This window comes from Pseudomonas sp. (assembly GCF_030150285.1).
Classification (GTDB): Bacteria; Pseudomonadota; Gammaproteobacteria; order Pseudomonadales; family Pseudomonadaceae; genus Aquipseudomonas.
Genome location: NZ_JASLGE010000030.1, coordinates 14700 through 25976, shown reverse-complemented (window position 1 = coordinate 25976; position 11277 = coordinate 14700). Strand labels below are relative to the sequence as shown.

Genomic DNA, 11277 nt, shown 5'->3' with positions numbered 1-11277 from the left:
CGGGTAATGCCCAGCCCTAAGCGTGACTCAAGGCAGGCACCGGGGCATGGCGCTCAGGGCACCATGTAACCGCGTACACCGGTGAAGATGATTTGTGCCGCCAGGGCACAGACAAACAGCCCCATCAAGCGGCTGACAATCTGCAAACCCTGCTCCCCCAAAATGCGCTCGATCCGGTTCGACAGGTACAGCACCACCCCCACGGTCAGGCTGGCCAGGGCAATGCTGATAATGGCCATCAGTTTGTCGTCCCAGTGAGGCTGGCTGATCCCCATCACCAGCAGCGCGCCGATGGTGCCGGGGCCAACCGTCAGCGGGATGGTCAAGGGCACGATGGTGACATCTTGCTGCAGGTTGTCGGTCTGCACGACGGATTTACCTTGGGCCATGCCCAAGGCCGAGATAAACAGCACGCTACCGGCACCGATGCGAAAGGCGTCGACGGTAATACCGAAAACATTGAAGATCGTGCGCCCGAACAGATAGAGCAATACGCTTGAGATCAACGTGGCCAGGGCCACTTTCCAGGCCAGGTGGCGGCGTTCCTTGCTCGAATAGCCGCGCGTCAGGCTGATAAAGCACGACAGCACGAAAAACGGGCTGTAGAGCACCAGCATTTTCAAATACACACTGAACAAGACATGCAGCATGGTCTGGGCTCACATCGCAGAAGGGGGCGGCGAAAGTCTATCAGGCGGTTCGTTGTCTGTCGGCCTGATACCCGGAGATTGCCGCTGCTCGCGTTGCATCACCCAAAATTCAACCTGCTCGCGCAGTTGCGACAGCTCCACGGGCTTGGCCATGTGGCCGTCCATGCCCGCCTGCCGGGCGCGCTCCTTGTGTTCGGCCAGAATATGCGCGGTCAAGGCGACCACCGGCGTGCGTACCCGCTGATGGCTGACTTCCCAGGCGCGTAATTGCTGCGTCGCTGAAAAGCCATCCAGCACCGGCATTTCGCAGTCCATTAACACCAGGTCATAACGCTGGGCTTTCATGGCTTTCAGGGCTTCTTCGCCGTTGGAGGCGGTGTCGGGGTGCACGTTAAGCTTGCCCAGCATGCCGCGAATGACTTTGGTCGAAATGTTGTTGTCTTCGGCCACCAGAATGCGGAAATCTTCGGGCACGCTTATGGGCGTGGGCGGGCCGCTGGTGAGGGTGTGTGTGCCGATACGGCCGTCACTGCGCTGTGCCAACTCATCGGCCAGTGTCGTCTTCAGGGTGTAGCCGGCCACGGGTTTGGCCAGGATACGTTTGATCCCGCAGTTGCGCGCAACGATCTTGCTGGGCGCATTGCTGATGCCGGTCAGCATCACCAGTAAAATATCGTGGTTGAGGCTGGGGTCTTCCTTGATTTTGGCGGCCAGTTGCATGCCGGTCATGCCGGGCATGTTCTGGTCCAGCAGAACGATATCAAAGTAGTCGCGCAGGTGAGCTTTGGTCCGCAGCAAGGCCAGGGCTTCCTTGCCGGAAGCGGCGGCACTGACGTTCAAACCCCAGGCCGAGCATTGCTGTACCAACACCTTGCGGCAGGTGTCGTTGTCGTCAACCACCAGCACGCGGGCATCCTTGAGCGGGCTGTCGAGGTCTGACGTGGTGCGTTCAAGGTGTTTCGGGTCGAGGGGCAGGGTCAGCCAGAAATTGGTGCCCTTGGTTTGCCCGGCTTTAATGCCGAATTCGCCGCCCATCAGCGTGATCAACTGGCGCGCAATCACCAGGCCCAGGTGCCCCCCCAGGCGTGTGGCGGCGAGGAAGTTTTTGCTGTGCAGTTCAGCGTGCAGCAGGGCATCACGCTCTTGCTCATCCATCGGCTGGCCGGAGTCCTGGATGGCGATACGCAGGTGCGGTTGGCCGCTGCGTTCCTCCAGTGCCACGACCACCAGGATTTCGCCCTCGTCGGTTTTTTTCAACGCGCTTTCGAGCAGGCTCAGCAAGGTTTGGCGCAGGCGTGTCGGGTCGCCGCTGATCACTTGCGGCACTTGCGGCTGGATAAAGCTGATGAGCTCTACGTTTTGTTGTTCGGCTTTGGTGCGGAAAATATTGAGAGAGTCTTCGATGAGCGCATTAAGGTCGAACTGCACGTCATCCAGTTCGATCTGGCCAGATTCGAGTTTGGAAATATCCAGAATTTCGTTAATCAGTGTCAGCAGTTCGTTGCCAGCACTGTGGATGGTTTGCACGTAGTCACGTTGCTTGACGGACAGAGGCGTGCCGAGCAGCAGTTCGGTCATGCCCAACACGCCGTTCATGGGCGTGCGGATTTCATGGCTGATTTTGGCCAGAAACTCGGCCTTGGCGTTGACCTCGGCGTTACTGGCCGCCAAGTCACGGCTGATGCTGAACTGGTCTTGGGTGATGCTGCGGTTGCGCTCGTTCAAGGCGATGCTCATCAGCAGGCCGCTGAGGCACACCACCGCCAGCAGCGCCAAAATGAGCGCTTGCGGTGCGATCAGGCTCAACCCAAGCAGGGCGGGCAGAATCAGCAGGGTGCCGCCCGTGAATATCAGCATTGAGACCACGAACAGGCGGGCAGGGCCGTAGCCGGCCTGCCAGTGATACGCCGAGACCAGCAGCACGCTCAAGCTCGACAGCACGACCAGGCCGTAAGTGATGAGGTTGAGGGGTAACAGGTCAGTAAACAGCAAGATCAGGCTGCCGAGGGTGACGATCACCAGGTCCGCGAGCAGCAGTTTATGCAGCCTGTGAGGGCCTCGGTGCCTGAAGAAACTGTAGGTAAACATCAGCCCGCAAGGGGCCGTCAGCAGCAGCGCCAGGTAAGCGCCGGGAGGCTGGGCGCTGTTCCATGACGGGAGCCAGGGACCGAGGAGGTTCAAAAACAGGGCCGAGCTGGTCAACAGCAGGGCTTCGCAGAGGGCGAGCCACAGGCTGGTGACGGAGCGGGCGGAGAAAAAGTTGATGAGGTTATGCAGCACCAGCATGGCCAGGCACCCCATCAGCAAGCCGTACAGCAAGGGCATGCTGTGATTGGCGGCGACGGTGACGGCGGAACTGAGTGTGATATGCGGGCGCAATTGATGGTCAGAGACCATGCGCAGGTAAACATCCAGTGGGCGATCGCTTTGTGGCAATGGCAGCAGGTAGTCACTGCTGGGCAATGGCTTGGCGATTTGCCCCACGGCATTGCCCGTGCTGACTTCGTTGATGACGGTCTGCTCATCCACCACGAACAGGTCAAGGCGCGACAGGTCGGGTGCAAACACGCGCAGAATTTGCTCATGTTTGTCGGGTTGCAGTTGGAAACGCAGCCACAACGCTTCACCGGGCTCTGCGGCCCTGAGATGGTCGAGGTCGATGGGGCTGAACTGGCTGGCGAACCGGGCCGAGCGGATATCACTCAGTTGCAGGTCGCCCTGGGGGTCTGAAAACACCGACCAGCCATTGCCGTGCGCCGCCTGTAACGGCATGACGCAAAGCAAGGCGATCAGAAAACTGACGGTGATACTTATGGCGATCCTGAGCCAGCGCACGGTGAAATCCCTTCGTAAGTTGAAGCTTTGGACCACTATGCGCGGGGTAGGAATCGTTAGGCAAGATTCGAAAACCTTGCCTGTCCATAGGGATAATTTATTCCTGGGACTCAATTCGTTCGCGTGCAATAGCCCGGTAACCAATGTCATTGCGATAGAAACAGCCGTCCCAATCGATCGTTTTCGCCAGCGCGTAAGCCTGTTGCTGAGCGGCCTCAACGGTGTCGCCCATGGCGGTTGCGCACAGTACGCGCCCGCCCGCCGTGACGACCTGGCCAGCCGCGTTCAGCGCGGTACCGGCGTGAAACACTTTGCCTTCCAATGCAGCGGCGGCTTCCAGTCCGTTGATCACTGCGCCTTTAGTGTAGTCGCCCGGGTAGCCTCCTGCGGCCAAAACAATGCCCAGGCTTGGGCGTGGGTCCCATTGTGCTTCAACCTTGTCCAGCGCCTGAGCCAGAGCAGCCTCGATCAGCAGCACCAGGCTTGATTGCAGGCGCAGCATGACCGGCTGGGTTTCCGGGTCGCCAAAGCGGCAGTTGAACTCGATCACCTTGGGGTTGCCGGCCTTGTCGATCATCAGGCCTGCGTACAGGAAACCGGTGTACACGTTGCCTTCTTCGGCCATGCCGCGCACGGTTGGCCAGATCACCAGGTCCATGACGCGCTGGTGAACCTCGGCGGTCACCACGGGTGCCGGCGAGTAAGCGCCCATGCCGCCGGTGTTGGGGCCGGTGTCGCCGTCGCCAACGCGTTTATGGTCCTGGCTGGTGGCCATTGGCAGCACGTTCTTGCCATCGACCATCACGATGAAACTGGCTTCTTCGCCGTCGAGGAACTCTTCGATCACCACGCGCGAGCCGGCTTCGCCGAAGGCATTGCCGGCCAGCATGTCACGCACGGCGTCTTCGGCTTCGGTCAGGGTCATGGCAACGATCACGCCTTTGCCCGCGGCCAGGCCGTCAGCCTTGATCACGATAGGCGCGCCAACCTTTTGCAGGTAAGCCAGTGCTGGCTCGATCTCGGTAAAGTTCTGGTAATCGGCGGTCGGGATCTTGTGGCGGGCCAGGAAATCCTTGGTGAACGCTTTCGAACCTTCCAACTGAGCGGCACCCGCGGTCGGGCCGAAGCAGTCCAGGCCACGGGAGCGGAACAGATCCACCACACCGGCAACCAGCGGCACTTCCGGGCCAACGATGGTCAGGGCCACGTTCTTCTCGGCAAAATCAGCCAGCTGCTCAAGGGCCAGCACGTCGATAGCGACGTTTTCGCACTTGGCTTCAATGGCGGTGCCGGCGTTGCCCGGAGCAACGAATACTTTAGCGACACGTGGGTCCTGCGCTACTTTCCAGGCCAGTGCGTGTTCACGGCCACCGCTGCCAATGATCAAAACATTCATTTCAAAAACCTCGGATGACGCTGAATTCAATTTATCGGTAGGAGCCAGCTTGCTCGCGATCTTTAAAAGCTCGCGAGCAAGCTCGCTCCTACAGGAAGGCTGCGCTAATCAGTGGCGGAAGTGGCGCATACCGGTGAACACCATCGCAATCCCGGCTTCATCAGCGGCGGCAATCACTTCGCTGTCGCGCATCGAGCCACCCGGCTGGATCACGGCGGTGATACCGGCCTTGGCGGCGTTGTCGATGCCGTCACGGAACGGGAAGAACGCGTCCGAGGCCATTACCGCACCCTGTACTTGCAGGCCGGCGTGTTCTGCCTTGATCGCGGCAATGCGTGCCGAGTTTACGCGGCTCATCTGGCCCGCGCCGACACCGATCGTCTGACGACCCTTGGCGTAGACGATGGCGTTGGATTTCACGTACTTGGCCACTTTCCAGGCGAAGATCAGGTCGTTGATCTCTTGCTCGGTCGGAGCGCGTTGAGTGACCACTTTGAGGTCTTCGCTGCCGATCATCTGGATGTCGCGGCTTTGTACCAGCAGCCCACCGTTAACCCGCTTGAAATCCCAGGCCGGGGCACGGTCTTCGCTCCACTGGCCGCAGGCCAGCAGGCGCACGTTGGCTTTGGCGGCCACGATGGCGCGGGCTTCTTCGCTCACGGACGGGGCGATGATGACTTCAACGAATTGGCGCTCAACAATGGCCTTGGCCGTTTCGGCGTCCAGTTCACGGTTGAAGGCGATGATGCCGCCGAATGCCGATTCGGTGTCGGTGGCGTAAGCCAGTTCGTAGGCCTGGCGGATGCCGCCCTCAGCGTCCGGGCTGACCGCCACGCCGCACGGGTTGGCGTGCTTGACGATGACGCAGGCCGGTTTAACGAAGCTTTTTACGCACTCCAGCGCGGCGTCGGTGTCGGCCACGTTGTTGAACGACAGCTCTTTGCCTTGCAGTTGGGTGGCGGTGGCGATGCCGACTTCGGCTGGCTTGGTTTCAACATAGAACGCCGCGCTCTGGTGCGGGTTCTCGCCGTAGCGCATTTCTTGCGCTTTGATGAACTGGCTGTTGAAGGTGCGCGGGAACTGGCTGCGGCCTTCCGTGCTCAAGGTCTCGGCGGCCTGGTTCACGGTGCCCAGGTAGTTGGCGATCATGCCGTCGTAAGCGGCGGTGTGTTCAAACGCCTTGAGCATCAGGTCGAAACGCTGTGCGTAGGTCAGGCCACCGGCCTTGAGGTTTTCCAGCACGTTGGCGTAGTCGCTGGCATTCACCACGATGGCAACGTCTTTGTGGTTTTTGGCTGCCGAACGAACCATGGTCGGGCCGCCGATATCGATGTTCTCGATGGCTGTCGGCAGGTCGCAACCCGGCTTGGAGATGGTAGCTTCGAACGGGTAGAGGTTGACCGCTACCAGGTCGATCGGCTTGATGCCGTGCTCGCTCATGATGGCGTCATCGATGCCGCGACGGCCCAGAATGCCCCCGTGGATTTTCGGGTGCAGGGTTTTCACCCGACCGTCCATCATTTCTGCGAAACCGGTGTAGTCCGCGACTTCAACAGCGGCAACGCCGTTGTCTTGCAGCAGCTTGAACGTACCGCCGGTGGACAGGATCTCGACGCCGAGGGCTTCCAGTTCACGGGCGAAATCAAGGATTCCGGTTTTGTCGGAAACGCTGATTAAAGCGCGGCGGATCGGCAGGCGGGTAGTCTGATCGGTCATCTCGATTTCCATCAAAAGCAAAGGAGTCAGCAAAAAAGGCGACCTGTTTTACCAGGACGCCTTTCAGGTTTGATTGAATGCTTACAGCAGATCGTATTGTTTCAGCTTTTTGCGCAAGGTACCGCGGTTGAGGCCCAGCAGTTCGGAGGCTTTGGTCTGGTTGCCCTTGACATAGTTCATGACGCACTCAAGCAGAGGGGCCTCGACTTCGGAAAGCACCAGGTTGTACACGTCCGTGACTTCAGCGCCTTCCAGGTGGGCGAAATAATTGTGCAGCGCCTTTTCGACATTCCCGCGAAGGGTCTGACCTTCTTCGCTGGGTGTATTGAGGTGCTGTTTCAAGTTGACGTTGTCGCTCACGGGCGTTGTTCCACTCACTAAAGTCTCGGTCATCATCGTCATGCGGCCACCCATCCCTCGTCCCCTGTTGCCAGGCTCTTGTGTCGTTCGGCGAAAAACGCCTGAACGTTGGCGCATTGTGCTTCCGTATCTTGCAAACGATTGAAGTGGGCGCGGAACTCCTTGGCGCCCGGCAAGGTTGCGAGATACCAGCCGACATGCTTGCGGGCAATTCGCACCCCCAACACCTCCCCATAGAAGGTATGCAACGCGGCCAGATGCTCTAGCAGAATACGTTCCACTTCGCTCATTTCCGGTGCCGGCAATAATTGCCCGGTACGCAGAAAGTGATCCACCTCGCGGAAAATCCAGGGCTGCCCTTGAGCGGCCCGGCCAATCAACAACCCGTCGGCTCCGGTCGCGTCCAGCACGTCGCGGGCCTTTTGGGGTGAAACGATGTCGCCATTGGCAAACACCGGTATCGACACCGCCTGCTTGATCGCGGCGATGGTGTCGTACTCGGCTTCGCCGGTGTACAGGTCGGCACGGGTTCTGCCGTGTACCGCCAGGGCACAGATCCCGGCCTGTTCGGCAATTTTTGCCACGGTCAGGCCGTTTTTGTTGTCCCGGTCCCAGCCGGTACGGATCTTCAGGGTGACCGGCACATCAACCGCAGCCACGACGGCCCGCAGGATCTCGTTCACCAAGACTTCGTCTTTCAGCAATGCGGAGCCGGCGGCCTTGTTGCAGACCTTTTTGGCCGGGCACCCCATGTTGATATCAATGATCTGTGCGCCCAGTTCCACATTGGCCCTGGCGGCGTCTGCCAGCATTTGCGCATCACCGCCGGCGATCTGCACCGAGCGGGGCTCGGGATCACCGTCGTGAATCATGCGCAGGCGCGATTTGCGACTGTTCCAGAGACTCATGTCACTGGTGACCATTTCCGACACAACCAGGCCCGCGCCCATGCGTCGACAAAGCTGACGAAAGGGCTGGTCGGTGACGCCCGCCATAGGGGCGAGAATCAAACCGTTGTGCAATGTGTATGGGCCGATGCGTACCGCCGACATAGGACTTCCCTGTTGTGGGGCCGGATCTTGGGAGTTCGAAAAAGGGTTGGCATGATACCCGCTCTCGATGACCGGATAAAGACGAAATTGGATGATTTTTGAACAATGGGGAGTGAAAGCTAGCTTTCGGCCAGCTATAAGCTTCGAGCTGCAAGCTGCAACACGTCGCATTTTGCGTTTGGCTTCTCACTTGCGGCTTGCCGCTTATCGCTAAAAGCGCAGCGCACTCATTCCGGAGAATGAAAACTCAGGCTGTAGTTCACTGCTTTCGGCCCCGGGTCGAGGATGTCCAGTGCAATGTGGATGGGGGTTTGCGGCGGCATTTCGGCTTTTGCGATCTCCCCGCTCAGGTATTCGCCGGGTTTGAAGCGACGGCTGGCAATCATTTTGCCGTTGAGGTCGGCAAAGCGCAGTTCCAGCAGGGGAAAGGGTTGAGAAAACGGTGCCCGGTTGTACAGGATGGCATCTACCACCAGCGCACCGGCGAACTCAGGGTGGCTGCGCACCACCAGGTTGCTGCTTTTGATGCGGTCGATGTCGACTTTTGACGGCACGGTGCAGCCGATGTGCGGGCACAGTTGTTGAAACAGCGGGCGGTATTGATCCTGGCGCGCCAGTTCTTCGAAGTGGCTGGCAATGTATTGCCCGGCCAGCGCCGCGGCGGCCAGAAGCACCAGCAACCCCCACAGCAAGCGTTTGCCCCACGGGGTACGGCGTTTTTGCCAGTCCAGTTGCAACGGGTCATCCACCAGGTCTTGCAGGACGTCCTCACGCAGGCCGGGCTCGCTGCGTGCCCGCGATTTGCGTTTGTCCTTGGCGAGTGGCGGTGCTGCGAGAGGCTCGTCATCGTCATCCACAGCAGACAATTTCATCAGCGGCGGTTCTGGCTCTTCGTCCGGCCCTAACTGGAGTGGCGGGGTGTCGTCGGGCTCATCGAGGTCCAGGGACAGTGACGGCTCGGTCCGCCCGGTGTTGGCTGGCTCGACCTCGGGTTCTTGCGCCTTTGCCGCGAGCGCTGAGGTTTCGGCGCGTTCGGCGGCAGAGTCGCTGAACAGGCTGTCAGACCACCCGCTTTCCTCGGCCTCAGAGGCGTCACGACGGGCGCTCAGCGCGGTGTTTTTGGCCTTGTGCGGCTGGCCGAAACTCTGGCTGGGCTGGATTTCACGCTCTTCAAGCCTGGCGAGTTCTTCGTCCAGGTCCAGATGGTCGAGGTCCAGATCGTTCGCTGGCCAAGGTGCCGGGTCGGCGGCCTTGGCCATAACCGGCGGTTCGGTGACCGCTGGCGGTACGACTTCCGGCACTACTTGCGTAGGCAATTGCTCGTTTTCAGTGCGCTTGTTCAGCAGTTGCTGTGCGGCATTGAACACTTGCAGGCAAGAACCACAGCGCACCACGCCGCGTGCCGCGCTCAGTTGAGCGGAGTTGACGCGGAAACTGGTGTGGCAATGTGGGCACTGGGTAACGAAGCTATCGCTCATGCGGCCATCCGGATTAGGCAGGCGTGCATTCTAGCGCCGACGGCCACTGATACGCACCCAGCCGTCGCGATTGGCGATGGGGTCCAGGTCGAAGTCGTTGGCATAGGCGGCGGCAACGTCCTCGCCTTGTTCGGCCAGGATGCCCGACAGTGCCAGGCGACCACCTGGTTTGACCAGGCTCGATAATTGTGGTGCGAGTGCAACCAGCGGCCCGGCCAGGATGTTGGCAACCAGCACATCGGCCTGAACCTGCGGCAGATCTTCGGGCAAGTACAGCGGGAACAACTCGGGAGCAATGTGATTGCGCCCGGCGTTGTCACGCGAAGCTTCCAGCGCCTGCACGTCAATATCGGTGCCTACGGCTTGCTGGGCACCCAGCAACAAGGCCGCGATGGCCAAAATGCCCGAGCCGCAACCGAAGTCCAGCACATTGCAGTCTTTAAGGTCCTGACCGTCCAGCCACTCCAGACACAGCGCGGTGGTCGGGTGAGTGCCGGTACCAAAGGCCAGGCCCGGGTCGAGCAGCAGGTTGACCGCTTCAGGCTGCGGAGCGGCGTGCCAGCTGGGTACGATCCACAGGCGCTGGCCGAAACGCATCGGCTCAAAGTTGTCCATCCAGCTGCGTTCCCAGTCCTGGTCTTCGATGACTTCGGCGTGATGTTCCGGCAGCGGCGCGCCGGTCAGCAGTTCCAGGTGAGAGAGCACCAGCTCCGCTTCGGTACCGCCTTCGAACAGCGCCAGCAAATGGGTGTGCGACCACAGCGGGGTGGTATTGAGTTCGGGCTCGAAGATCGGTTGGTCTTCGGCATCCATAAACGTGACCGAAACGGCACCGACTTCGAGGAACGCGTCTTCGTAGGTTTCGGCTTGTTCCGGGCTGATGGCGAGGCGTACTTGCAGCCAAGGCATGGCGGGCACCTTTGAAAATGAGGAGTGTGCAACGGGAGGGTTGCGAGAAGCGCGCCAGTTTACGCGAGCGTGCAGGCGGCGGGTAATCAAAAAGCGATGAAACGTTCGAACCCTGTCGCCAGGACGCATGGCGAGTGAGGTGTTGTACGGCCCATTACGCACATGGCTTTGATATCCATCCGTGATTTTTTGCAGAGCGCTCCTACATACCTTCGACGCCATTCTGTCCACTCTCTTCCCGGTTACTGCGCACGGCAAACGCATTCTTGCGGGTGCCTGCCAGGATTATCAGCGGCGACCTCCGGGTTAAGGGGGCAGACAAAAGGAAGCGCAATGGCTATCGGGTATTTCATTGGTGTGGGTGACAAAACCACCTGCAACGGCACGGTATTGGAGGGGGATCATCGCATCATGATGTTTGGCATCCCTCATGCGCGTGAAGGCGACGCGGTGTCCTGCGGCCGTGACGGCAAAATGTATCAAGTCCTCGGAGGGCTTTCGCATGTTGTCAGTCATGGCAGGCGCGTCGCTGGCACGTTGGACAGCATCAGCGGCTGTGGCTGCAAAGCCCGGTTGATACCCTCGGTTCTCACGGCCACTTATCGCAATCAATCCACGCCTACGCTTAGTGAAACGGAGCCTTTCTCACAGGTATCGACCCAGAGTCACGTCACACAAAGTGGCGGATTCGACGAACGCTTTCGCTTGCTCAATCACCGTGGCGTGCCGCTCGGCTTGCTGGGTTACGCCGTGCTGCAAAACGGCCAGTGCGTTGCGCGCGGCTCGCTGGACGCCCAAGGCCAAAGCTGTATCTGCAAAAGTGCCAGCCCGACACCGCTGAACATCGTCTTCAGCGCCCCGTCCCCCGTTCTGGAGTGATC

The 11277-nt window shown here is 59.9% G+C and carries 9 protein-coding genes; 1 reads left to right on the top strand and 8 read right to left on the bottom strand.

Annotated elements, in window-relative coordinates; translation table 11 throughout:
* Positions 1 to 53: 53 nt before the first annotated feature.
* The 8 genes from Q1W15_RS06355 to prmA form a co-directional block, all read right to left on the bottom strand.
* The gene (locus Q1W15_RS06355) at positions 54 to 650 is read right to left on the bottom strand and encodes a MarC family protein (protein ID WP_300725215.1); all 597 of its coding nucleotides are present in this window, start codon (positions 648 to 650) and stop codon (positions 54 to 56) included.
* 9 nt (positions 651 to 659) lie between these two features.
* On the bottom strand, positions 660 to 3485 hold the full coding sequence (locus Q1W15_RS06350; RefSeq protein ID WP_300725213.1) for a hybrid sensor histidine kinase/response regulator: 2826 nt from the start codon (positions 3483 to 3485) through the stop codon (positions 660 to 662).
* A gap of 97 nt (positions 3486 to 3582) precedes the next feature.
* Positions 3583 to 4881, bottom strand: coding sequence for a phosphoribosylamine--glycine ligase (gene purD / locus Q1W15_RS06345; RefSeq protein WP_300725211.1), 1299 nt, complete (start codon positions 4879 to 4881; stop codon positions 3583 to 3585).
* Between the two features lie 108 nt (positions 4882 to 4989).
* Entirely contained in the window at positions 4990 to 6597 is a 1608-nt protein-coding gene (purH, locus tag Q1W15_RS06340; protein WP_300725209.1) for a bifunctional phosphoribosylaminoimidazolecarboxamide formyltransferase/IMP cyclohydrolase, read from the bottom strand.
* A gap of 81 nt (positions 6598 to 6678) precedes the next feature.
* The gene (gene fis / locus Q1W15_RS06335) at positions 6679 to 6999 is read right to left on the bottom strand and encodes a DNA-binding transcriptional regulator Fis (RefSeq protein ID WP_300725207.1); all 321 of its coding nucleotides are present in this window, start codon (positions 6997 to 6999) and stop codon (positions 6679 to 6681) included.
* Positions 6996 to 8009 (bottom strand): tRNA dihydrouridine synthase DusB, encoded by a 1014-nt coding sequence (dusB, locus tag Q1W15_RS06330; protein ID WP_300725205.1) that lies wholly within the window; start codon positions 8007 to 8009, stop codon positions 6996 to 6998. The genes fis and dusB overlap by 4 nt, the downstream gene beginning before the upstream one ends.
* Before the next feature lie 227 nt (positions 8010 to 8236).
* Positions 8237 to 9487: a DUF3426 domain-containing protein gene (locus Q1W15_RS06325; protein WP_300725203.1), complete on the bottom strand. Its 1251-nt coding sequence runs from the start codon at positions 9485 to 9487 to the stop codon at positions 8237 to 8239.
* Between the two features lie 30 nt (positions 9488 to 9517).
* On the bottom strand, positions 9518 to 10396 hold the full coding sequence (gene prmA / locus Q1W15_RS06320) for a 50S ribosomal protein L11 methyltransferase (protein ID WP_300725201.1): 879 nt from the start codon (positions 10394 to 10396) through the stop codon (positions 9518 to 9520).
* A gap of 333 nt (positions 10397 to 10729) precedes the next feature.
* On the opposite strand from prmA, the gene Q1W15_RS24530 reads away from it, so the two are divergent.
* The gene (locus tag Q1W15_RS24530; protein WP_367280621.1) at positions 10730 to 11275 is read left to right on the top strand and encodes a PAAR domain-containing protein; all 546 of its coding nucleotides are present in this window, start codon (positions 10730 to 10732) and stop codon (positions 11273 to 11275) included.
* The last annotated feature ends 2 nt before the right edge of the window (positions 11276 to 11277 follow it).